19 protein-coding genes are annotated in these 23101 nt (G+C 68.7%); 7 read left to right on the top strand and 12 right to left on the bottom strand.

All coding sequences use genetic code 11. From position 1 onward, the window contains the following. Positions 1-1091, top strand: a 1091-nt coding sequence (locus LOZ83_RS28725) for a dihydrodipicolinate synthase family protein (RefSeq protein ID WP_236794832.1), incomplete at its 5' end; no start/stop codon positions are given. Then, positions 1088-1876 carry an SDR family oxidoreductase gene (locus LOZ83_RS28720; protein ID WP_236794831.1) on the top strand — a complete coding sequence of 263 codons (789 nt, stop codon included), beginning with the start codon at positions 1088-1090 and terminating at the stop codon, positions 1874-1876. The genes LOZ83_RS28725 and LOZ83_RS28720, both read left to right, overlap by 4 nt. An 89-nt stretch (positions 1877-1965) precedes the next feature. Here LOZ83_RS28720 and LOZ83_RS28715 read toward each other — a convergent pair whose 3' ends face one another. From LOZ83_RS28715 to LOZ83_RS28705, 3 genes are all read right to left on the bottom strand, one after another. Further along, positions 1966-2367: an ectoine synthase gene (locus tag LOZ83_RS28715; RefSeq protein WP_236794830.1), complete on the bottom strand. Its 402-nt coding sequence runs from the start codon at positions 2365-2367 to the stop codon at positions 1966-1968. A gap of 29 nt (positions 2368-2396) precedes the next feature. Beyond that, the gene (locus LOZ83_RS28710) at positions 2397-3200 is read right to left on the bottom strand and encodes a hypothetical protein (protein WP_236794829.1); all 804 of its coding nucleotides are present in this window, start codon (positions 3198-3200) and stop codon (positions 2397-2399) included. A gap of 149 nt (positions 3201-3349) precedes the next feature. Further along, entirely contained in the window at positions 3350-4555 is a 1206-nt protein-coding gene (locus LOZ83_RS28705; RefSeq protein WP_236794828.1) for a pyridoxal phosphate-dependent aminotransferase, read from the bottom strand. A gap of 111 nt (positions 4556-4666) precedes the next feature. Between LOZ83_RS28705 and LOZ83_RS28700 the strand changes: the two genes are divergently transcribed. Both LOZ83_RS28700 and LOZ83_RS28695 read left to right on the top strand, forming a co-directional pair. After that, positions 4667-6052 carry a dihydroorotase family protein gene (locus LOZ83_RS28700; RefSeq protein WP_236794827.1) on the top strand — a complete coding sequence of 462 codons (1386 nt, stop codon included), beginning with the start codon at positions 4667-4669 and terminating at the stop codon, positions 6050-6052. Next, positions 6049-7521 (top strand): M20/M25/M40 family metallo-hydrolase, encoded by a 1473-nt coding sequence (locus LOZ83_RS28695; protein ID WP_236794826.1) that lies wholly within the window; start codon positions 6049-6051, stop codon positions 7519-7521. The genes LOZ83_RS28700 and LOZ83_RS28695 overlap by 4 nt, the downstream gene beginning before the upstream one ends. Before the next feature lie 22 nt (positions 7522-7543). On the opposite strand, the gene LOZ83_RS28690 is transcribed toward LOZ83_RS28695, so the two are convergent. Beyond that, on the bottom strand, positions 7544-8830 hold the full coding sequence (locus tag LOZ83_RS28690) for a Glu/Leu/Phe/Val dehydrogenase (RefSeq protein WP_236794825.1): 1287 nt from the start codon (positions 8828-8830) through the stop codon (positions 7544-7546). 346 nt (positions 8831-9176) lie between these two features. Here LOZ83_RS28690 and LOZ83_RS28685 point away from each other — a divergent pair, with 346 nt between their 5' ends. Both LOZ83_RS28685 and LOZ83_RS28680 read left to right on the top strand, forming a co-directional pair. Continuing rightward, on the top strand, positions 9177-10331 hold the full coding sequence (locus LOZ83_RS28685) for a CdaR family transcriptional regulator (RefSeq protein WP_236794824.1): 1155 nt from the start codon (positions 9177-9179) through the stop codon (positions 10329-10331). Between the two features lie 91 nt (positions 10332-10422). Next, positions 10423-11568, top strand: coding sequence for an FAD-binding oxidoreductase (locus LOZ83_RS28680; protein WP_236794823.1), 1146 nt, complete (start codon positions 10423-10425; stop codon positions 11566-11568). A gap of 281 nt (positions 11569-11849) precedes the next feature. Here the strand turns inward: LOZ83_RS28680 and LOZ83_RS28675 are convergent, their stop codons facing one another. Beyond that, positions 11850-12674, bottom strand: a complete 825-nt coding sequence (locus tag LOZ83_RS28675; RefSeq protein ID WP_236794822.1) for an alpha/beta fold hydrolase — start codon at positions 12672-12674, stop codon at positions 11850-11852. Between the two features lie 160 nt (positions 12675-12834). Between LOZ83_RS28675 and LOZ83_RS28670 the strand changes: the two genes are divergently transcribed. After that, positions 12835-14073, top strand: coding sequence for an ATP-grasp domain-containing protein (locus tag LOZ83_RS28670; protein WP_236794821.1), 1239 nt, complete (start codon positions 12835-12837; stop codon positions 14071-14073). 92 nt (positions 14074-14165) lie between these two features. Here the strand turns inward: LOZ83_RS28670 and LOZ83_RS28665 are convergent, their stop codons facing one another. From LOZ83_RS28665 to LOZ83_RS28635, 7 genes are read right to left on the bottom strand one after another with little or no spacing between them, the layout of a single operon-like run. Then, entirely contained in the window at positions 14166-15797 is a 1632-nt protein-coding gene (locus tag LOZ83_RS28665; protein ID WP_236794820.1) for an amino acid adenylation domain-containing protein, read from the bottom strand. 2 nt (positions 15798-15799) lie between these two features. After that, complete coding sequence (gene sbnB / locus LOZ83_RS28660) at positions 15800-16849, bottom strand: 2,3-diaminopropionate biosynthesis protein SbnB (protein WP_236794819.1); 1050 nt, start codon at positions 16847-16849, stop codon at positions 15800-15802. Positions 16850-16863: 14 nt separating this feature from the next. After that, a complete protein-coding gene (gene sbnA, locus LOZ83_RS28655; protein WP_236794818.1) occupies positions 16864-17829 on the bottom strand; it encodes a 2,3-diaminopropionate biosynthesis protein SbnA in 966 nt (321 codons plus the stop codon). Beyond that, the gene (locus LOZ83_RS28650) at positions 17772-19721 is read right to left on the bottom strand and encodes a condensation domain-containing protein (RefSeq protein WP_236794817.1); all 1950 of its coding nucleotides are present in this window, start codon (positions 19719-19721) and stop codon (positions 17772-17774) included. The genes sbnA and LOZ83_RS28650 overlap by 58 nt, the downstream gene beginning before the upstream one ends. Positions 19722-19751: 30 nt before the next feature. Continuing rightward, on the bottom strand, positions 19752-20504 hold the full coding sequence (locus LOZ83_RS28645; RefSeq protein ID WP_236794816.1) for an ABC transporter permease: 753 nt from the start codon (positions 20502-20504) through the stop codon (positions 19752-19754). Further along, positions 20494-21321 carry an ABC transporter ATP-binding protein gene (locus LOZ83_RS28640; RefSeq protein WP_236794815.1) on the bottom strand — a complete coding sequence of 276 codons (828 nt, stop codon included), beginning with the start codon at positions 21319-21321 and terminating at the stop codon, positions 20494-20496. Before LOZ83_RS28640 ends, LOZ83_RS28645 begins: the two co-directional genes overlap by 11 nt. 33 nt (positions 21322-21354) lie before the next feature. After that, positions 21355-23094: a fatty acyl-AMP ligase gene (locus LOZ83_RS28635; RefSeq protein ID WP_236794814.1), complete on the bottom strand. Its 1740-nt coding sequence runs from the start codon at positions 23092-23094 to the stop codon at positions 21355-21357. Positions 23095-23101 lie beyond the last annotated feature (7 nt).

The raw sequence follows: 23101 nt of genomic DNA, 5'->3' as shown, positions 1-23101 counted from the left end.
CAACCGTCCACCGCGCCGCGGCAGTCCTGGACACAAGCGACTCCTCTCCCCACCACACTTACACTACAGTGACCACTATAGTGATGCTGGCCTCACACACCAACACCGGAGACACCATGCCAACCGAACCCCAGGCGTCCCAGTCCTCCCCTCAGCCGCCGGCCAAGGCCCGCGCACTCTCCAGTGTGCCGCCCGGCCTCCTCAACATCATGGTCACACCCTTCACCCCCGGCGAGGAGGTGGATGTCGAGAGTCTCCGCACGCTCACCCGGTGGACCGTCGACGCCGGGGTCGCCGGTCTGGTTCCGCTCGGCATCATGGGTGAGGCACACAAGCTCTCCGACCGCGAGCGGGATGTCGTCTTGGGGACGGTTGTGGACGTGGCCGGCGACGTTCCCGTCGTGGCCGGCTGCACGGCAGAGTCCACAGTTGTGGCCATCGAGCGAACGCGTCGAGCCGCCGAAATCGGTGCGACCGCGGTCATGATCGCCCCGCCCCGCGCCGCCACCACACCCACACTTCAACTCGCGCACTACATCGCAGTTGCCGACGCCGGCTTGCTGCCCATCGTGATCCAGGACGAGCCTGTCACCACCGGCGTCACGATGACGTCGGCAACAATCGGCGAACTGTGCTCGGTCGACGGGATCGCCGCAGTCAAGGTCGAACAGATCCCCAGTCCCACGAAGGTCTCCGGCATCCTTGACGCCGCACCGACCGCCTCTTGCTACGGCGGACTCGGCGGGCTCTACCTTCTCGAGGAACTGGATCGCGGCGCGGTCGGCATAATGACGGGCTTCGGCTACCCCGAGGTCCTCGTCGACATTCACCGCCGGTACGCCGCGGGCGACGTCGAAGGTGCCTGGAGGGTCTTCCACCACTGGATGCCGCTGATCCGTTACGAGGCACAGCTCGGTGTCGGCGGCGTCGCATTGCGCAAGCAGTTGCTGGCCGAGCGCGGTGCGATCGCCGGTCCCACGACCCGGCGCCCGGCCGCGGCAGGAGATGAACGCTCGCTGGGCGAGCTCCGTGAAATGGTCAGCCGCCTGTCGGCCACCGACCCCACGGCTACTGCAGGAGCGCATCTGTGAGCGGCGACCTCACCGGCCGGCACGCGCTCGTGCTCGGCGGCTCGACCGGCCTCGGCCTGGCCACCGCCAGCGCACTGGCCGCCACCGGCGCCCAAGTCACCGTCACGTCTCGGGACGCCACTCGTGCCGAGCAGGCTGCGGCCGGATTGCCCGGCCACGGCCACCGCGGCGTCGCCGTGGACCTCACTGCGTCTGAGGATGGGCCGGACGGGGTTACCGCACTCGCGACAGCACTCGCCGCAGGCCCGAGGGTCGATGTCCTGGTACTCAACGCAGGCGGTCCGCCTCCTGCGCGTGCCGTCGACGTCGACGCCGCCGCTGCCGCCGCTGCTCTCCGGCCACTGCTGCTGTCGCAGATCAGCGTGGTGCGCACGGTCTTGCCCGAGATGCTCGCGGCCGGTTGGGGCCGCGTCGTCGCCATTGGCTCAAGTGGGGTCCAGCAGCCGATCCCGACTCTTGCCTTGTCGAACCTCGGACGTGCTGCACTCGCCGCCTACCTGAAGTCCCTGGCCTCCGATGTCGCCGACCGGGGAGTCACGATCAACATGGTGCTGCCGGGACGTATCGCCACGGGCCGGGTGGCCGCCCTCGACTCGGCCCGAGCCGATGCGACGGCGACCTCGGTGGAGGAAATCCGGGCGGCTTCGCAAGCCGCCATTCCTGCCGGCCGATACGGAGAACCCGCAGAGTTCGCAGCGGCCGTGGCGTTCTTGTGTTCCCCCGGCGCCTCCTACATCACCGGAGTGCAGCTGCGAGCCGACGGCGGAATGATCGGCTCCTTCTAGCTTCGAGCTTCAGCGATCGTCGTTCGCCAGTATTCCGGCGGAGGGAAGCACCTTTGGTGCTTCCCTCCCACTTCGGCCGGTGGCTGTGATCACTCCTTCGGCGGGTTGCACGCCACCGCCATGACCAGCCCGTCGGGGCCGACGGTGTGGGTGTAGGAGAACTCGGTAGGAAGGTAAAGGGCTGTCCCGGGCAGTACATCGAGAACCCGGCCGTCGTGGACAACGACGCGTGTCGAGCCGCTGATGCAGTACATCACCACCTCATACAGCCCATCCCCGCTCACCGAGCTCTCGTAGTTCGCCGTGTAGGTGGTGATATGGAAGCTCAGCGACTGCGACCCCTGCCTGCGCTTGGTCACGAGCCGGCGAGAGTGCTCCTGGCCCGGGTCGATCACCACGTCCGGCACGTCGTGCGCGGTCACGGCCTGGATGATGCCGTGGGGGTAGTGCGCGTCGGCAGCGATGTCAGTGTTCGTCTGCGGGGTGTCCATGTTGTCCTCACTCCTTGTCTCGGGTCCGGTCAGCCGTCGAGGGCCGCGAGCCAACGCCGGTAGCGGACCTCTTCGTCGGCAAGGAGGCCGGTGAACTGCTCCGCGGACAGGTAGGTGGTGCGCTGGCGCTGTTCGCTGGTGTACTCGAGCCAGGCCGGCTGGACCAGCACCTGTGGCAGCATCTCGGCCCACGCGTCCGCGACGGAGGTGGGCAGCCCTCCGGGGGCGATCACTCCGCGCCAGAGCGGGAAGGTGACGTCAATCCCCTGCTCCCGCAACGTTCTCATGGTCTCGGCGGTCATGCCGGTGGACATGACGGGTTCGGCGCCGAATGTCGCCAGCACCTCGAGTCGCCCGGCCGCCAACTCGGCCGCGAAGTCGCTGTAGACCCCGGTGGTCCAGTTGGCTTGCCCGCGGTCGAGGAGCCTGCGGAGCTCCGCGGGGTCGTGCTCGACGATGACCGAGACTTCGGTGCCGGTCGCCTCGCTGAGGAGCATGGCCTGGATGTGGGTGTTCCCGCCTGCCTTCGGCACAACGGCAGTGGTCGCTCCGGCGAACAACTCCGCAGGGCTGGCCACGGTGCCGCTGGGGACGACGAGGATGTAGCTGTCGCTGACGAGGCCTGCAACGGGTGTCAGGCTCCGCCACGTCTCGGTCAGTCCGTGCACGACAGGAGTCGTGAGATACGCCGGCGTGCAGCTACCGAGTGCGCCGGGGCCGCCGGTCGCAACGTGGAGCAGGGCGGCTCCGCCGTCCAGATCCGAAGCGACGGTGATGGGTGGCGTCCGGGTCAGTCCCGCCTGCAAGAGCGCGTCAGCCAGGGCGGAAAGCATCAGGTGCGTTCCTGACCCCGGGGGGCCTTGACTGACGAGCTCCAGGTCGTCAGGTAGCGCGGTGGCCTTCGTGATCGAGTGAGCCGGGTTCGGGCTGTCGTGGGACGTCATGGACACGCGTCCTTCCATGGTTGGATCCGAAAATTCACTCAGCGGACTGCAGTGAGAGCCGCAGCCTGCGCTTTCATCCGTCGCACACCTTCAAGGAGGAGGTCGTCCGGCGTGGCCAGTGACAGTCGTACGTGATCGGCGAAAGCTTCACCGAAGGCGACGCCCGGCAGCACGGCCACGTCGGCCGCAGCCAGAAGGTGCCGGCTGAAACCCGTTCCGTCCAATCCGGTCCCCGAAACATCAGGGAAGAGATAGAAGGCCCCCTGCGGAGCTGCAATCCGGACGCCAGGGCAGCCGGACAACTCCTGCAGCATGACGGCGCGGCGACGGCGATACACCTCCACCATGGCGTTGACGGCGGGGGCCGACTCAGGAGCCGTCAACGCCACGACCGCGGCATCCTGCACGAACGTCGGTGCGCACGAGACCGTGTGCCCGAACACCAATGCCGCCGCGCCAACCAGGTCGGCGGGACCGTGCAGCCAGCCCAGTCGCCATCCGGTCATGGCGAAACCCTTCGACACCCCGTCTACGACGATCGTCCGCTCAGGCGCTGCCACGGCCGGGGATCGATGCTCACCGTCCAGGATCAGCCGCGCGTAGACCTCGTCGCTGATGATCGTCCAGTCACGTTCGCGAGCAACCTGCGCAACAGCCGCGACCTCGCCCTCGTCGAGCACATGCCCGGTCGGATTGCAGGGGGTGTTGACGATGACGGCAACCGTTTTGTGGCTGCCTACGGCCCGCAGGGCGTCCGCGGTCAGCCGGTATCCGTCGTCGGCACTGAGCGGGAGTTCCACGGGTGTACCGCCCCGGAGTTCGACCAGCGGTGCGTAGCTCACCCAGGCGGGTGCCAGTAGCACGACTTCATCGCCCGGATCGACGAGCGCGTCGAGCGCCGTCGCGAGCGCGAGCTTGGCAGAGCCCGTGACGAGGACCTCGGTGTCCGGGTTTCGCTCGATCGGGAGCAACGACGCGGCCTCGGCTATGGCTGCGCGCAGCTCAGGGGTACCACGTCCGGGCGCGTAGTGGGTTCGGCCCGAACGAAGCGCACGCACGGCCGCGTCGACGATGTGCGGAGGCGTGTCGGCGTCAGGGTCGCCGCCGGCCAGGTTGAGCAGGTTCCGCCCCTGGGCGGCGGCGGCCGCAATGTCCTGGGAGAGGGCGAGCGTCGCCGACGGCGGGATGCCGCGGGTGCGAGCTGCGGTCCTCGGGCGAATCTGGTCAATCTGCTCGCTATTCACAACAGTGCACACTACAGTGATGACTATTCGAAGGTCGACCACTTTCTGCGTCGTCTGCTTGAACGACGTTCCGGCCCCCGCAGCCAACCGACACCGGAAGGACGGTCTCGAGTGACCACCATCCCCGCCGCAACACTCACCGTGGTCCGCGGCGGTCTCCTGCCTGACCGCCCCGACCTGGGGCCGGTCGACGTCCTGATCTCCGGAGGACGCATCACTCAGGTCGCCGGGGCGGGCACGCTCGACGCGCCTGCCCGCCTCGACATCGGCGGCGCATGGCTGCTGCCCGGGTTCGTGGACGCGCACGTCCATCCGATCCACGCCGAGACCCTCGCCAGCGTCGGCGATGCCGCGCCCGCGAGCGGCATCACCACAGTTCTCGATCATTTCTACCCACAGCGCGACGAGTCCCTCAGATCCGCCGTTGAACGCGCCGGCCTGGAGGCAGCACGCGGAGCGGCCGACCACGGTTTTCACGTTCGCATCACCCCGGACCGGGTGGGTTCCACAACCGGGTCTGGCGAGCGCCTGCGCGACCAGCTGCGCCACATCGCAGCGGTACCGGGCGTGGTGTCGGTGAAGGCGTTCATGTCTCACGCAGATCCCGCAGTCATGGTCACGCCGTCGCAACTCACGCTTGTGCTGCACGATGCGGCCGACGCCGGCCTGCCTGTTGTCGTTCACGCCGAGCCTGGCGACGTACTGGCAGTCCTCGACAGTCTGTCGGGGTCCGCGGAGACTCTCTCCGAACACGACCGCCGGCGTGCCCCCGATCTCGAGGCCGCGGCAGTCTCTCTCGCTGCAGCAGCAGCTCGTGCCGTCGGCGCGAGGCTCTATGTCGCCCACCTGTCGTCGGAAGTCGCGGTGGCTGCGCTCAGGCGCGCCCGCCAGCTCGGCACGAGCGTCCGGGGAGAATCGTGCGCCCACTACATGACGCTCGATTCCGGTGCACCGCTCGGGTCGCTCGGCCGGGTCACGCCACCGTTGCGTTCGACGTCAAGTGTCGAGGCCATGCGCCGATTGGCCGCCGACCCACATTCGGGCATCGACGTCCTTGCCAGCGATCACTGCGGCTACGTCGCGGAAGAAAAGCCGCTGGCTGACTTCGCCCAAGCGGGCAACGGCCTTCCCGGGCTCGATTCGCTCGTGCCGCTTCTCCTTGATGGTGCAATAGGCGAGGGCTGGCTCACTCCTTCGGACATCGTCCGGCTTGCCTCTCGCGGCCCGGCTGACACCTTCGGTCTCGTCACCAAGGGCCGGATCGAACCCGGCTGTGACGCAGACCTTGTGGTGGTCGACCCGGGCGGAACGACGACGCTCCGCACCCAGCCTCCTGGGCCGGCGACCGCGCAGAGTCCGTACGGAGAAATGAGTCTTCGCGGGGCTATCACCGACGTGCTGCGCCGGGGTGTTGCGATGGTGCGCGATAGTGAGGCGACCGAAGCGACGACGCAGGGCGGTGGAATGCCCGTCGAACGGAAGGAGCCGGTGTGGTGACCAAGACCATCGCCGATCCGCCGCCGGAGCCTGCTCCGGACGCCGAGTCCAGGTCGTCACTCGTCGACCATGTCCACGCCGCCTGGTGGCGGGAGCACCATGCCACGTTGTCCGAGTTCGTAGCCGTGCCGAGCGTCTCCCCCGCATTCGATTCCGCCTGGGCCGCCCATGGCGCGTTGGTGGCTACGGTCGAGCAGGTCGCGTCGTGGCTCATCGAGCGGGCTGACCTGCCCGGCGTAACGGCGCAAGTCCTGCGACTGGACGGACGAACGCCACTGCTGATCGCGGAGATCCCCGCTTACGCTCCCGGCAATGGCGCCGACACTCAAGACCCGCCGGTGCTCGTATACGGCCATCTCGACGTCCAGCCGGCAGGTGGTGGCTGGTCCGCAGCAGATCCGTTCCGGCCGGTTTTACGCGAGTCCACTTTGTACGGCCGAGGCACTGGCGACGACAAGTACGTGCCCGTGGCAGTCGTCTCCGCCCTCGAGGCACTGCGCGCCAAAGGCCGCGCTCACCCCCGAGTCGTCCTGCTCATGGAGACCTCCGAAGAGTCCAGCAGTGTCGACCTTCCCGCCCACCTCGACGCCCATGGTGAGTTGCTGGGCCACCCCGAGCTCATCGTCTGCCTCGACACCTTCGTGCCCGACGCAGAGACCCTGTGGCACAGCTCGTCGATGCGCGGCATCATCGTGGCCGACCTTTCGGTCGCCGTAGCCCGGCAGGGCATGCATTCGGGAATGGCCGGAGGCGTCGCGCCCTCCTCGTTCCGGCTGATGCGTTCGCTCCTGGATCGGATCGAGAGCTCGGAAACGGGAATCTGCCTCCTCCCGGAACTCCACGCCGAAGTGCCCGCCGGTCACCGAGATGCGCTGCTGCGGCAAGTGCGGCGGGCCGGCGGCATCTCAGCGGGACTACCGCTCCTGCCCGGGGTCCGGCCCCAGGCAACGGGTCCGGCAGACCAGCTCATCGCCCAGTCATGGTCGCCCAGCGTGGCCTATGTCGGAGTCGACGGGATGCCTCCGACCGACGCGGCCGGCAGCGTCCTCAGAGAGTCGACAACGGTCCGCTTGTCGATCCGCTTGCCACCTACCATTCGTGCCGCCAAAGCGGCCGAGACGTTGCGCACCGTGCTGGAAGCCGATCCACCGAGCGGTGCTGCCGTGCGTGTGGACGTGCACGGCGCCGAGGACGGATGGTCGGCCACGGTTCCCGATGGTCTGCGGTCCTTGCTGGACGAGGCCGCTGCTGCCGGATATGGCGGCCCCGCGGCTGAATGCGGTGGCGGAGCCACGGTGCCGCCGCTCGGGATCCTGGCCCGGCGTTTCCCCGAGGCGACGGTCATCCCGCTCGGAATCGTCACCCCGGCGTCGAACCCGCACGGGCCGGACGAGAACATCGATCTCAACGCGGCGGTGCGACTCACCTCGGCGCTGGCCACGCTCCTCGCCAACCAGGTCAAGCAATAGCCGCCGGTCCACAGAGTGCTTGTCACGGGTACAGTCCACGCGCGACGTGAGCCGACGCGACGGCCTCGACCGCCATCAGAGTCGCAGCGCGACGCATCGAGATGCGACGTGTTCGCGCGGTCTCGACGACCTGCTCCCAGGCGGACTGCATACGCTCGCGCAGCCGGGCTTCGACTTCGCGCTCGCTCCACCAATAGGCCTGATTGGCCTGCACCCACTCGAAGTAGGAGACCACTACGCCTCCGGCGTTGGCCAAGATGTCAGGAACGACCAGACAGCCGGTGTTCTCGAGGAGCTCGTCGGCCTCCGGCGTCGTGGGGCCATTCGCGCCCTCGACCACGAGCCGCGCCCGAACCCGGTGGGCGTTCTCCTTGTTGAGCACCCCCTCGACCGCCGCGGGCACAAGCAGGTCGACTTCTTCGAACAACAAGTCGTCGCGGTGCTCGTAGTCATCTGCACCGGCAAACCCGGCCACGGCGCCGGAAGCTTCGGCATGGCGAGCGAGTGCCTCGATGTCGAGGCCGGCCGAGTTGTGAACCGCTCCATCCCGATCGCTCACGGCCACCACCCGGACACCAGCGCGGCTCAGCAATACGGCGGCGTCACGACCCACCTTCCCGAACCCCTGAACCGCGGCGGTCGTCCGCTCGCGTTTCAGATCGAGGTGGTCGAGCGCGGCCAGCGCAACGTGGACGACGCCTGCGGACGTGGCGATCGCACGGCCTTTCGACCCGCCCAGCGCCAGCGGCTTACCCGTGACCACGCCGAGCGCCGTGTGGCCGCTGTTGACCGAGTAAGTGTCCATCATCCAGGCCATCACCTGGTCATCCGTGCCGATGTCAGGCGCCGGGATATCGGTCGCCGGCCCAAGAATCGGCATGATCTCGCTGGTATAGCGACGAGTGACACGCTGGATCTCGCCGCGGGAGTACGACCGCGGATCGAAGCGCACTCCGCCCTTTGCCCCGCCATAGGGGATGTCCACGAGTGCGCACTTCCACGACATCCACATTGCGAGCGCCCGGACCTCGTCGAGCGTGACGTCAGGGCTGAAGCGCAGACCGCCCTTCGTGGGACCACGAGACATGTTGTGCTGAACCCGGTGTCCGATCAGCAGTTCGACCAAGCCGTCGTCGCGCCGGAGCGGAACCGACACCGTCAATTCCCGCCGCGGAGTAGCCAACATGGAGTACATCCCGTCGCTGTAGCCGAGCAGCGCAACGGCATCGGCCAACTGGGTGCGTGCGTCATGCAGCGGATTGGCCGCCGCGCCGGTCCCGATCGCCGAGGGCGCTGGTGTGAGAGTCATCGGTCAGTCCTCATCAGTCGAAGCGGTCGACGTCAGTTGTCAAGCCAGGTGGGGGTAGCGGTGGTCGGTCGACGGGACGACCTCTCTTTGAGAGACCGCGGCCTGAGCCAGCGCAATAGGTTGGCGGGCGCGCCGGCCTTGTCGGTCGTGCCCGAAGTCCAGGGCGCCACCGAATGATCTGCTGCCAGTTGACGTCGTCAGTCGTCTGGCTTCCGAGGTGACTTATCTGCGACGAACCGGTCGACGACCTTTTGCGTGAGCACGTCGCAAACGTACGAGCTGAGCACGGCCGTCCACGATGGACATTGAGCCGATTGCGACGTTCGATTTGTGAGACACTTGTCCAATGGGCGCCTTGGACGACCTTGTCGAGGACCTGGCTGCGGTCATGGGTGGACCGTGCATTCTCGAAGACCCCGGTTTCCGCCTTCTCGGATTCTCGGACCAGCGCGATGTAGACGTGGTGCGCCAGCGGTCAATTCTTGAACGCGGCTCGACTCAGGACGTGCGGGACTGGTTCTACTCCCACGGCATCGGCGACGCCGAGAGTCCTCTGCGAACCCCGGCCGACGATCCGCGCGGAATCGTTTCCCGGGTCTGCATTCCAGTGCGCCACCTCGGCCGCCTGCTCGGCTTCTTCTGGCTCCTTGATGCCGACGGCACGATCCACGAAAGCAAATGGCCGGAGGCCGCGCCATTTGCCGAGGCGGCAGGTGCGTTGCTGAGCTTGGCGGAGCGGCGACAAGCACACCGAGACGCGCTTTACAGAGACGTCGTCGAGGGTGGCCCGCGGTCGGCGAGGCCCGCCGCAGACGAGCTCGCCGGAGCCTCCGGACTTCGCCTGGACGAACCAGTGGTCGTCGCGTTGATCGACCGTCCCGATTTGGTCACTCAGCTCTCGAGCCGCCCCAGCCGCAGCGGAATGCTCTGGGCACGCGAGTCAGGGGGACTCTGTGCAGCGATCGTGCGCTATGGCGGTCAACCGTTGCGCTCGATGCCGCTGCCGGAGGTCCTCAGCGCACTGGGGCTTTCGCGGCGTATGCCGGAACTCGACCAGGCGACGTTCGTAGGAATTGGTCCGGTCGTTCCGAGCCTTGACGACCTCGACAAAGCACGGTCGGGCGCACTGGTCGCACTGCGCGTCGCCCGCCACAGCGGATCACACGTAACGGTGTGGGACGAGCTGGGCCCGTTGGCACTCCTCGGGATTGCCAGGGACACCGACCTTGCACGAACACTGATCCCGCCGGCCGTCGCCGGGTTCCTGTCCACAGGGCCGGAGCCGCTGGTCGAAACAGCTCGCATCTACCTCGAAGAGGCAGCCAGCGTCGCACGAACGGCAACTCGGCTGCATCTGCACCGTCACACGGTGTACCACCGCCTCAAAGCAATCGAGCACGCAACAAGCGTCGACCTCGATGCCGGCGCCGGTCGACTCACCCTTCACCTCGCGCTGGAGTTGGCGCCCTACGTTCTCCCAGCAGCAGACCGGACATCTTGACACCTTCGCCGAACCCGCTGGCCAGCGGCACCCACTTCCACTATAGTAGACGCTGTATTGGACACCGTAGTGCGCGGCGAAGGGATTGAGGTTGGCCTCCGAAGAACCCGTGGACGTCGTAGTCATCGGAGCTGGGATCGTGGGGTGCGCGACCGCGTACTTCCTGAGCCGTCGAGGATTCCGGGTCACGATCTGCGAGGCAGACACCGTCGCCTCAGGCGCGACCGGTCTTGCCTCCGGAGGTGTGCGCACTCAGTTTGCGACCGCACTCGAGATGCAGATGACCCTGCGCTCGCGCGAACTCTGGCGTTCCTTCGAGCGCGAACACGATCTGGACCTCGGCTACCAGCGCTGTGGCTACCTGACCCTCGCGGCCGACGAGGAGACAGCCGAAGAACTTGCGCGTCGTCGACCAATGCAGAACGAGATCGGAATCAATGCGATTGAGCTCGACCGGCAGAAGCTGGACGAACTGGCACCGGGAATCAACTCCGATGACGTCCTACTCGCGATCTACACCCCCGACGACGGATTCGGCTCACCCGCCGATGTCACCAACGACATCCTCACCGCAGCCCGCAAAGCCGGCGCGACACTACGGCAGCGCAGTCCCGCCGAACAGGTCACAGGCAATGCCGATCACGGCTTCGATGTCCAGCTCGCCGGGGGCGAAACCATTCAGGCACAAGCAGTCGTCAGCTGCGCGGGCCATGGTTCACCGGAGATCGGACGAGGATTCGGAATAAACCTCCCGGTGAGCGCATACCGGCAACACCAGTTCCTGACAGAACCCATCGACAACTTCGACCTGACCGCTCTCCCCAACATCCTCGACCCCGCGCTGGACCTCTACTTTCGCCGCGAAGGCACCGGCGTGCTGCTCGGGATCTCCGACCCGGCCGAAGCCGGTCGCACCGACACCACCGTGACCTGGGCGTTGCTCGAACCGCTCGGCGAACGACTCGAACGCCGTTGGCCTCGCCTTGTGGACGTCGGCATTGCCAAGGGCTGGGTCGGATGTTACGAAGTAACACCCGACCGACGTGCTCTCATCGGCGGCCATGACGGCTTCTTCTATGCCACCGGCTTCAGCGGTCACGGATTCATGCACGGCTTCGCAGCGGGCGAGACCGTTGCCGCGCTCGTTGCAAACGAAGTCCCCCCACTCAACGTGTCGGAATTGTCAGCCGATCGCTTCGCCGACCCGGTTTCCCATCAGAAAACACCCTCAACATAGGACCGGTAAGCCCAGATCACCGGCGGTTCGCTTCGTGAGTTAGGCCTGCGGGCGCGGTGTCGGTGTGACGCGTTCCTACGCGTATACCAGGAACGCGGGATGCATCCTCCGCACCGTGATCGCCGCGGAGTCCGCATCCGACCAGACCACGGCGCCGGCTGCGCAGCGCGGCGGGGACGCGATGAAATGGTCGTCCACCTCCATCCGAACAGGAAGGCCCTGCCTACGAGCACCGTCATCAGGAACGACACGAACCGCATGGCTCCGCGCGCTCGCGATCATCAGATTCCGCAGAGGAATTCTCGCAGGGTGGTGGCTGTTGGTTCGGGTTGTTCCAGCCATGGGTAGTGCGCAGCGCCGTCGATCACTGTTCGGTGGGCTTTGGGTAGGGCTGCCAGGAGGCCGTCGGTTACCTCTGGGGGGTGGAGGTCCTCGGCGCCGTGCAGGAGGAGGGTCGGGATGTCCAGCGCACGGTAGGCCTCAGCCAGGGCGTGTTCCGATATTGCCTCAGTATCCGCGGTGAGGGCCGCCTCGTAATCGTCGTTGTACGAGTAAGGTTGCGTCAATTGGTCGGCCATGTGCAACGCCGTCCGCTGGTTGGCGAAGCCGAACGAGATCCGCAGGCGCAATAATGCACGGTTTCGTTCCGCCGAAGGCGCGGAACGCACCAGTTCCGAGATTCGCTCCTGATGTGGCGCCAGTACTCCCCGCAGCCGGCGACGATAGCGGGCGGAACCGGGCCCTGCGGTGCACATCAGCACGAGATGCGTGACCCGCGCCGGAAAGGCCATCGCGTAACGCAAGGCTAGATCCGCCCCCCAGGAATGGCCGACCAGCGCCATCTCCGAGAAACCGAAATGCGCGCGAAGCTCATCCAGATCGGCCAGTGTGCGGTCGAGCGTGTACGGGCCCCGTCGCTCGGAACGGCCACACCCGCGCTGGTCCCACCGGCACACGACCGCCACCGGCGCGAGCGCGTCGGCCAGGTCGGCGAAAATGTCCCACCATCCCGGCCCGCCGTGCAAGAACACGACCGGCGCACCGGACCCGGCCTTCGAAGTCCACAATCGACACCCGTCGGACGCGGACACGAATTCCTCGGCCATTTCGCATTCCTCCTGCTCACAGTGTCCCGCCGGCGGGACAAAAAACCCCGGCAATTCGATCCCGCTCGCGCGATTGTATCGACAAAGAACCGCGGAACGAACATCATTCTCCTGGACCATGTTCCGTCGCCGGATATCCATTGCTCAGGAAAGGATCGAGATGCCAGCACGGCGCGATCTGCCCAGGTTCGGTTTCGTGTACGACGTGGGTTCCGCTTCCACCGTCGAGATCATGGCAGCCTGCCGCCGGATCTGCGAACCGGTCTTCATCCCCAACAGCGAACTCGCCCGGAGCCAGCTGCGGGGCGCGGAATGCGACATCACCGGCCTGTCCACTGAGGACGCCGCACGCGTCCTGCACGAGCACGGTGTCAAGCACATCACCACGTTCAGCGAGCGGCAGGTGCTCGCGACCGCGGAGGTCGCCGAAGCGGCCGGCCTGCGGTACCTGTCGGTGGCGGCGGCGCGAACCTGCCGGGACAAGATCCTGCAGCGCCGCGCGCTCGCCGAGACCGGGGTGGACGTGGTCCGCGCGGCGCCGATCGACAGCGTCGCCGACGTGCCTGCCGCGCTCCGGGAAACCGGGCTGCCCGCCGTGCTCAAACCCCGCCAGGGCATGGGAAGCATCGACACCGTGCGCGCGGACTCGCTCGCCGAGGCGGAACACTGGGCGTCCACAATGGCCATCGGACGGACCGGTCCCCTGGGTTTCATGGCTGAGGAACTCCTCGAAGGCGACCCCACCCGGCTCGGTCCCGAATGGGGTGACTACCTCTCCGTCGAATCCATTGTGGATGGGGAAACCATCCGGCACGTCTGCACCACCGGCCGTTTTCCCGTCACGCCACCGTTTCGCGAGACCTCACTGTTCGTCCCCAGCCCGGCCGGACCGGAACTCACCGATCAGGCGGGGGAGCTCGCGACGGCGGCCATTCGCGCACTGGGCATCACCACGGGGATCACCCACGTCGAACTGAAACTGACCGAGTCGGGTCCGCGCGTACTCGAGGTGAACGCCCGCCTCGGCGGCTGGGTGGCCGGGATGCTGCGCCGGGCCGCGGGCTATGACATCGTCGCGGCCGCCCTCCGCGCCGAGCTGGGCCTGCCGCTGCCGGACCTGCCGGCGGTCCCGACCCAGGTCTCCTACCGCTACTTCGTCCACCCGCCCCAGGAAGCCCGCCGGATCTCGGCGATCGCGGGGGAAGACAACCTGGCCGCGATCCCCGGCGTCCGGCGGTACGAACCGTCGCTGCCGGTGGGCTCGCCGGTGGACTGGCGGTCCGGGACCGGCGGCTTCGTCGGGACGATCGTCGGCGATGCCGCGGATCACGAGGCGGTGCAGACCGCCGTCAAGGCGGCGCTGAAAGCGCTTTCAATCACCTACAGCACAACCGGATAGGAGGTGGGTGGCCGGACGCAGTTCGTGGTGCGCCCGGCCACCCGATGACCGGGCGCACTCGTGATGCGCCCGATCACGCGGTGGACCCCGCGTCAATCGCCGGCCAGCGCCCGGTAATCGGTCTTGCCATTGGCACTGACCGGCAAGGTGGTGAGCGCGTGCCACCGGCGCGGCACCATCGCCGGGGGAAGGGCGCCGGCCAAGAAGTCGCGGAGCTGGTCGACCGCGATCTCCGACCCGGCGGGCACGTAGTACGCGGCGACCTCCCGGCGATCGGAGTCGGAATCGCCGGTCGCGATCACGGCGCAGTCGGCAACCGCCGGGTGCCGCCGCAGCTCCGCCTCGATCTCCCCCAGTTCCATCCGGACCCCGGCGACCTTGACCTGGCGGTCCAGCCGTCCCAGGTACCGCAGCACGCTCCCCTCCGCCACGACGCCGTCCCCGCTGCGATACAGCCGGCCGGTCGGCGAGTCCGGGTCGAGCACGTCGAGGAAAAAGGATTTCCCGGTCGCGGGTTCGTCGTTCAGGTAGCCACATCCGGGCGCGAGCCCGCCCACGAACAACTCCCCCGGCTCGCCGGGCCGCGCGGCGCGCCAGTGCCCGGCTTCGTCGACGAGGACGTAGAGCGAGGTGTTGATGACCACGGACCCGACCGGCAGGCGCCCACCGGCGAGGTCGGCGTCGCCCACGACGTGGTGTGTGACGTCGTCGGACGTTTCCGTGAAACCGTAGGCGTTGAGCACGCGCACCCCGGGCACCGCGTCCAGCAGCCGGGCTGCCAACTGACGGCTCAGCTCCTCCCCCGTGGACAGGATATGGCGCAGCCGCGGCAATCCGCCCGACGCGGCGGGCCCGTCCGCGAGCCACGCGAGCATCGTCGGGACCAGTTCCAAAGTGGACACTTCCAGCTCGCGCAGCCGGTTCACGAGCACCCTGGGGAACGACGTGTCCTGCTCCCCGAGCACGGCGACGCACCCGCCGAGCAGCAACGGCGTGAGCATCTGCCAGATGGCGATGTCGAAGGTGAGCGGTGCGGTGAACGCGACGACGTCGTCCGGGCCGAGGCCGATATCGATGATCTTCGCCCAGAGGTGGTTGATCATCCCCCGGTGCTCGATGAGCGCACCCTTCGGCGTCCCGGTGGTGCCCGAGGTGTAGAAGACGTAGCGCGGCTCCCCGCTGTCCTCGCAGCGCTCGCGCGACGGACCCGCCGGGCTCGAGGTGGACTGGACCAGTACCGGGATGCCGGTCTCCGCGGCGGCGACGGTGAGGGTGCCCGCCGCATCGGCCGGGTGGTGGTGCAGAAGGTGGGTCACTCCGGCACGACGCAGGACGGTGGTCAGTCGCGCCCGCGGCCAGGCCCGGTCGACCGGGAGGTACACGGCCCCGGCGCTTTCCAGGGCGAGCAGGATGATGATCGACTCGGCGCTGCGCGGGCCGCTGACCGCGACCACGGCACCTTGGCCGCAACCGTGCCCGTCCAGGAACTCGCGTGTCGCGGCCACCCGCTCCGCCAATTCGGCGTAGGTGATCGACCGGCCCGGGCCGGTGATCGCGAGGCGATCGGGCGCTTCCCGGGCGAACCTGCCGACGGTGCCGCTGACGGTGATCGACACGTCGATCTCGTGCTCGCGGTGCAGCCGAAGGCGGGCGGCCGCCCGCGCTTCGGCGGTGCTGATCGGCAACGGCCGCAGCGGCGGGACCAGGCTTCGTGCGTCGTCCACGATCAGCCCACCGTCGCGGGTTCGGTGCTGCCGTGGGTTTCCAGCTCGCTGAAGAACCCGTCGATCGCGACGAGTTCCCCCGCCCGCAGGCATTCCCGGTACACGAACGCGCCGAGCGCCAGGTCGAGCACGCCGAGCCCGAACGGCGAGAACAGCACCGTCCTGTCCGCTGGGACCTCGTACCCGCCGGTGAGCACGTCGTGGAGGGTGGCGTGCACGAAGTCCCGGTGGCCGACGCGTTGTTCAGTCAGGTGGACCGACGTGTTGGCCTTCAGGCAGTGCTCGACGTCGTCGACGACGTTCACCGAGTCCAGCACGATCTCCTCGGAGACGTCCCGCAGCGAAATGTGCAGCACCAGCGGGTGGTGGGAGAACCAGCCGGGATCGGACACGTGGGGTTTCCCGGCGGTCGTCGCGAACACGACCACGTCCGACTCCCGGATCAGCTCCTCCGCGCTGCCGAAGGCTTTCACCGGAATGTCTGTGCGGCCGCGGAGGTACTCAGTGAACCCACGCGTCCGCCCCGCCGCGAGGTCGTGCACGCCGATGCGGGTGAACGGCCAGCCCGCCGCGTCGAGGTAAGTGTGGATATAGCGGGAAATCAGGCCGGTGCCGATGAAGCCGACCCGCCCGCGCTCGGCGCGCCCCGCCCCCAGGCGGAGCGCGGCCAGCGCCGCCGACGCCGCTGTCCGGCTCGCGCTGATGACCGAGCTTTCCAAGCAGGCGTACGGATATCCGGTGCGGCGGTCGTTCAGCAGCAGCACCGCGGACGCGCGCGGCAGCCCGTTCGCGACGTTGTCGGGGAAGCTCGCGATCCACTTCAGACCCGCCGTGTCCACATTGCCCGCCACCGAGGCGGGCAGCGCGATGATCCGCGAGTTCGGCTGGTCCGGGAAACGCAGGAAGTAGGACGGCGGGTTGACCGTGCTGCCCGCGCCGTGCAGCCGGTAGGCCGACTCGATCAGGTCGATCACCGCGGGCTCGCGGCCGTGCAGCGCGCGCTGCACGGAACGTCCGGAGACGACGGCGAAGGACGGGATACCGGGACTCATCAGAAACACCCTCCTCAGGCGATGGAGCGCAGGTGTTGCGCACCGAAGTGCTCGGCCACCCACGAGTCGTTGTAGATCGTGTCCACGTAGCGTTCGCCGAGATCGGGCGCGATGGCGACCGCCGAGAGCTCCCGGCCGGGGTCGTTGCGGTCGAGCCAGGACAGCGCGCCGCTCAGCACCGTGCCGCTGGATCCGCCGAGCAGGAAGCCTTGCGCCGAAAGGCGGCGGCACGCCCGGATGGTGTCGATCTCGGCGACGTGCACCACGTCGTCGATCAGGCTTGTGTCGACCATCGGGGGCCGGACGCCCGCACCCAGCCCCGGGATCAGCCGGGGCCCGGCCGGCAGGCCGAACGTCACCGAGCCGACGGCGTCCACCGCCACGATCCGGGTGTCGGCGCCGTTGTCGCGGAAGTAGCGCGAGCAGCCCATGACCGTGCCCCCGGTGCCGACTCCGACGAAGAGCACGTCCAGGTGCGGGAACTGTTTGGCGATCTCCGGCGCGGTGGTCTCGTAGTGCGCGGACCAGTTGGCGTGGTTGAGGTACTGGTTCAGCCACAGGTACCGGCCGTCCTCCTCGCACAGCCGCCGGACGTGATCCTGGCGGGCACGCAGGAATCCGCCTTCCGCGCTCGGCTCGGTCACGGTCACCACCTCCGCGCCGAGCGCCCGCATGAGGTCGGCGGTCTGGCGGTTGCAGCGGGGGTCGATGACGCAGGTGAAGCGCCGCCCGATGCTCGCGGCGACCACGCTCAGCGCGATGCCGAGGTTGCCGGAGGACGACTCCACCAGGATGGAGTCCGCGCCGATCAGGCCGTCCCGTCCGGCGGCCGCCACCATGCTCGCCGCCGTGCGCAGCTTCACCGAACCGCCGAAGTTGAAACCGTCGCATTTGAGGTAGAGGCCGCGCCCCAGCAGGTCGTTCAGGTCGATGTAGACGTCGGACTCGAGGAACTCGTGGGGCTTGGTGATGACGGGCATGGGGAGCTCTCCTGACCGGGCGGGGATCCTGTTCCGAGTGCGGTGTTCAGCCGGGCGGCGATGTCCAGCAGGGGGCGGGCGCTCACGAGATCGGTGAAATCGGCGCCGGTCCACCCGGCGGCGTGCAGTTCTTCGCGCAGGAGCGGGATGTTGAGCACCCGGCCACCCGCGCCGGTGTAGTCACTGGCGAGATTCACGCTGTCCACCGGGTTGGTGGCGCACACGGCCGCGGCCAGTGCGCGTTCGGGGTCGGTGACGGCGGTGAGCCCGGACGCCTCCTCGCCGGTGCCGCTGTCGAGGACCGCCTGCGACTGCCACGACCACTCGACGGCGGGATCGTCCGGCGGGCCCGCGCACAGAGTGAACCGCCGCGGGCAGCGCACACCCGGGTCGTCGTACATCCGGCCGAGCAGCCAGGTCCGCAGCCGTGCCGGGGTCAGCGACGGATCGGCGGCGACGAGATAGGCCTCGAACTCGTCCGCGGTCCCGGCCGGGAAAACGGCTGCGACGTCGACCCCGGGATGGTCGTTGAGGCACGATGTCGTCTGCCGGGCGACGTCGGGGCTCGGCAACACCCGGAGCCCGGCTCGCTCGGCCACTTCCGGAACACGCAGTTCGGCGTCGCTGTCGGCCTGATCGACGACGAGCGACTCGCAGGCGCGCAGGAACCGTTCCACGTCTTGGGCGGACATGACGACCGTTCGCGCGCTCAGGACCAGAACCGTTGCGTCGCGGTACTCGTAGACGCGGAAGTAGATGTCGTCGCCCTGCCGGGCCCAGTCCCGCCGAGGCGCGTTCCAGTTCAGCGTGGTCCGGCGCACGCCGCAGTCCGCCGGGGCACGGCTGAGGTAGTTGTAGAAAATCCCGCTGTCGAGCGGAATTCCCTGCGTCCGGCTGTGCCGGGCGACGAGTTCCAGCGCCTCGTCGTAGGCGAAGTACCCGTTCTCACCGGCGGCGGTCATGCCCGCCGCGGTGCCGGCCACGATGTCCGCGAACGGCGCGTCCCTGTCGTGCCGGACGTTCACCAGCACCGGCTGCGCGAGGCAGGCCATGGTCTCGGCCTGCTCAGGGGTGTCCCGGTTCGCGGCATAGGTGCGGAAATACGCGCCGTTCGTCCCGGCGAAGCCCGACAGCAGCGCGGAGAACGCGGCGGTATAGACCACGTTGGGCCACACTCGATACCGCGCCGCCAGTGTCCGCACGGCCGCGACCACGGCGGGTGAGGACAGCGAGGCACCGAAGGCCTCCGGCTCACCGGCGCCGGGTTCCCGGCGGGACCGGAACATCGGGCGGTCCACAAGGGACAGCTCACGATCCCAATGGGACAGTGCCCGGCTGTGCGTTTCCTTCCCCGGCGAAGAATTCTCGTACCGCACCATGTCCGCGGGCCGGTGGCGGAGCTCGGGAAGCGCCACGGTGTCCTTACGGAGCAGGGCTTCCAGCTCCTGGTGCAGCATCTTGATCGACCAGTCGTCCAGCGCGATGTGGTGCACGACCATCAGCAGCAGTACCGGCACCGATCGGGTGCTGACCACGATGGCCCGGATCGGCCACTCGCGCGTCAGGTCGAACTCCGCCCCGGTCAGCGCGGCGATCGCCGGCGCGGGCGGGCCGGTGGACGTGTCGTGATGCTCGACCGGCAGCGGCCGGGGCGGGTGCACGACGCGCAGCGGCCCGTCGCCGGAACCCAGATGGAACGTGGTGCGCAGCGTCTCGTGCCGCGCGACGAGCATGTCGACCGCGGCGGCGACGCGCTCGCACGTCGTGCCCGCGGGCGGCTCGTACCGCAGTTCGATGTTGTACTCGCGGCGCGAGTCCGGCGGCATCGTGCTGTGGCGCAGCCACAGGTACCGCTGGCCCCAGCCCAGTTCGGTGGTCTCCTGGCCGTCCACGTTTACCTCCGTTTCTTCCGGGTAAAGGACCTAGCCACGCATGAGGCTCAGCCCGCGACTGGCGCGGACGCAGGCGAACACGCCCGCCGCGATGGCGATGCAGGCCAGCACGACCGAGGCCCGCAGCACGCCGCCGGCCTCGCCGGCGACCGCATCCTTGAGCATCGTCACGGCCCAGTAACCGGGTGAGATAGGCGCGATCGCCTGCACCCAGCCCGGCAACAGCGACACCGGGGCGAGCGCCCCGCCGAGCGCGCTGAGCAGGAGCGCGCCGACGTCGGAGATCGCGTTCAGCTCGGCGGTGCTGCGCACGACCATCGCCAGCGCCGACCCGACCGCGAGGAGGGTGAGCGACCAGACGACCACGGCGAAACCGAGCAGGACGACCGGGCCGTCGACCGTCATGCCCACCACGGACGTGCCGAACACCAGCAGCAGCGCCTGCTGCAGGACGAGCAGCGCGAACACCGGCATTGTCTTGCCCAGCAACAACTCGACGACTGACACGGGTGTCGCGCGCAGGCGGTCCCAGGTCCGCCAGACCCGTTCGGTGACCAGCGAGTTGCCGACCACGGTCAGCGACAGCACGGAGAACATCACCGTCATGCCGACCACGACCTGCGCCGGGCCGCCGGTGTTCGCGGCGCCGAACACGGGTTGGAACGCCAGCATCAGCACCATCGGCATGACCAGGTAGCTGATCAGGTGCCCGGGGTCCCGCAGCCGCAGCAACAGGTTGTGCCGCAACAGGACCGCGACCCGGTACGCGGGGTCAGCCGACATGGGCCACCTCCCGGTACAGGTCGTCCAGCGACGGCTGCCGCAACTCCACCGCGCGCACCGGCCGATCCACGCCGCTCAGCAGGGACGCGAGTGTCGTGGCCGGATCGTGTGTCGACACCCGGATCTCCTCGTCGTCCAGCACGACGCACACCTCTCCCGGCAGGTCACGCAGCAACTCGTTCGCGCTGCCGCGAGCGATCACCGTGCCCTCGCGGGCGACCGCGACGGTGGCGCCGAGCTCGGTCAGCTCGGGCAGGTAATGCGTGGTATAGACCACTGCCGCACCCTGGGCCGCTCGCGCCCGGACCGCCGCCAGGAGTGCCTCCCGCGTCTCGGGGTCCACCCCGGCCGTCGGCTCGTCGAGCAGCAGGAGCGAGGGCCGGTGCAGCATCGCGGCCGCGGCCTGCGCCCGGCGTTGCTGGCCGCCCGACAGCGTGCCCGTCCGCCTGGTGAGGAAATCGGACAACCGCAGGTCCGCGACCACCTCGTCGATGGCCTCCCGCAACGCACGCCGGCGCAGTCCGGCGAGGCCGCCGAACAAGGACAGCGTTTCGGCCACCGTCACCGTCGGGTACAACGCCAGGTGTTGCGGAGCGACGCCGAGCACGTCACGGGCCTGGCCGGGCTCGCGGCCGGCGATCAGCACCTCGCCGGATTCCGGGCGCAGCAAGCCGGACACGATGCCGGCGAACGTCGACTTGCCGGCGCCGTTGTGCCCCACCAGTCCGACGATCTCGCCCGCCGCGACGTGCAGGCTGAACCCGCGCAAAGCCCGCACCGGGCCGTAGGAGTAGACCAGTTCAGATGCCGCCAGCACGCCGGCCTCCTGCTGGGACGGGCACACGCGCGGTCACCGGAGCACCCCGCCGGGTTCGCGCAGCGCCGACTCGACGGCCGGGTGGAGCACGGCGTGCACTGTGGACAGTTCGCCCGCCAGGAACCGTTCGCGGGTGGCCCGCCGTTGCACCTTGCCGCTGGTGGTCCGCGGCACGGGCCGGTCGACCAGCAGGATGCTCGGGAACGACACGTCGAACCGGCGCACGACCGCCTGCTGGATCCGTTCCGCGAGGTCCGCCAGGCCACCCGCGCCGACCTGCCGGGCCCGGATTTCCTGGACCAGCACCAGATGCTCACGGTCGGAGCGCACCGAGAACGCCGCGCCCTGCCGGGACAGCACCGCGGAGTCGACCTGGCGGACGGCCTGTTCCACGTCCTGCGGGTAGATGTTGCGCCCCTGCATGACGATGAGGTCCTTGTGCCGTCCGGTGACGAACAGTTCGCCCTCCAGCAGGAAGCCCAGGTCACCGGTGCGCAGGAAGGGCCCGGCGCCCGAGGACGTGTGTGCCCGGAAGGTTTCCTCGCTCACCTCCGGCTGGTTCCAGTAGCCGCCGGCCACACTCGGGCCGCCGACCCAGATCTCGCCCACCCGGCCCTCTCCGACCTCGGCCGTGGTCGCCGGATCGACGATCCGGATCTCACAGCCCCGGGCCCCGCCGTGCCCGACCAGCGGCCAGCCATCGTTTGCCGGGGCGAGCCGGACCTCGTTGCGGGACAACGCGTCCAGCTGGACGTGCCGGACGCTGGCACCGTCCTCCGGTGCGGCGGAGGCCACCACGAGCGTCGCCTCGGCGAGTCCGTAACCCGCCGCCGCGATCTCACGCCGGAACCCCGCGGGCGCGAACTTCTCCGCGAACGTGTCGAGCGTGGCAGGGCGGACCGGTTCCGCGCCGTCGACCACGACCCGCAGCGACGACAGATCCAAAGTGGACACCTGCTCGGCGGTCACCTGCCGGACGCACAACTCGTAGGCGAAGTCGGGGGCGGCCGTGGCCGTGGCGCGGAACCTGCTGAGCATCTCCAGCCAGCGAACGGGCCGCTTGACGAAGCTCAGCGGCGCGCAGTGCACGCAGTTCGCGCCGGCGTAGAGCGGGGCGAGCAGCATCCCGACCATACCCATGTCGTGGAAGTGCGGCACCCACCCCGCCATCGTCGCCCCGGCGTCCAGCTGCCAGATCTCCGCGATCACCGCACAGTTGTGCAGCAGGTTCGCGTGCGTGACCATGACGCCTTTCGGCTCGCTGGTGGAGCCCGAGGTGTACTGCAGGTACGCGACCGAGTCCGCGGCGATCTCCGGCTGCCGCCACGCCGCGGCGTCGCCGATGCCCGCCGAGTCCGTGGCCGCGCAGTCGATCGGACGATCGGCCGGGACGTGTTCCGCGATCTGCGCCAGGACAGCGGCGCGGTCCTCGGCGGTGGTGAGAATCAGTTCCACCCCGGCGTCGGTGAGGATCCCGGTCAGCCGGTCCAGGCTGTGCCGGTACTGGGCGACCGGCGCGGGCACCGCGAGTACCCCGGCGTAAAGGCAGCCCAGGAAAGCCTCCAGGAACTCCGGCCCGCTGGGGTACAGCAACAGCGCCCGGTCGCCCGGAGCCGTCCGGCGGGACACCATCTCCGCTATCTCGCGGGCACGTTCGTCCAGCACGCGGAACGTGCGGCCGTCGTCGTGGGCCTCCCGCAGGAACGTGTACGTCCGGGTGTCACCGAATTCGAGCAGTTTCTCCCTGAGGTGGTCGACGAAGTTCTTCCCCATGCTTTGC

This window comes from Amycolatopsis sp. GM8 (assembly GCF_021653975.1).
Taxonomy (GTDB): Bacteria; Actinomycetota; Actinomycetes; order Mycobacteriales; family Pseudonocardiaceae; genus Amycolatopsis_E.
Note: the sequence above shows the minus strand (reverse complement) of the source record. Positions and strands in the feature narration are given on the sequence as shown.

Bases quoted from the DNA above. Each gene is read 5' to 3' on its own strand.
- LOZ83_RS28715 (WP_236794830.1), bottom strand. From the start codon at position 2,367: ATGGACACCCCGCAGACGAACACTGACATCGCTGCCGACGCGCACTAC.
- LOZ83_RS28710 (WP_236794829.1), bottom strand. From the start codon at position 3,200: ATGCTTTCCGCCCTGGCTGACGCGCTCTTGCAGGCGGGACTGACCCGG.
- LOZ83_RS28690 (WP_236794825.1), bottom strand. From the start codon at position 8,830: ATGACTCTCACACCAGCGCCCTCGGCGATCGGGACCGGCGCGGCGGCC.
- LOZ83_RS28685 (WP_236794824.1), top strand. From the start codon at position 9,177: ATGGGCGCCTTGGACGACCTTGTCGAGGACCTGGCTGCGGTCATGGGT.
- LOZ83_RS28675 (WP_236794822.1), bottom strand. From the start codon at position 12,674: ATGGCCGAGGAATTCGTGTCCGCGTCCGACGGGTGTCGATTGTGGACT.
- LOZ83_RS28670 (WP_236794821.1), top strand. From the start codon at position 12,835: ATGCCAGCACGGCGCGATCTGCCCAGGTTCGGTTTCGTGTACGACGTG.
- sbnB (WP_236794819.1), bottom strand. From the start codon at position 16,849: ATGAGTCCCGGTATCCCGTCCTTCGCCGTCGTCTCCGGACGTTCCGTG.
- sbnA (WP_236794818.1), bottom strand. From the start codon at position 17,829: ATGCCCGTCATCACCAAGCCCCACGAGTTCCTCGAGTCCGACGTCTAC.
- LOZ83_RS28645 (WP_236794816.1), bottom strand. From the start codon at position 20,504: ATGTCGGCTGACCCCGCGTACCGGGTCGCGGTCCTGTTGCGGCACAAC.
- LOZ83_RS28635 (WP_236794814.1), bottom strand. From the start codon at position 23,094: ATGGGGAAGAACTTCGTCGACCACCTCAGGGAGAAACTGCTCGAATTC.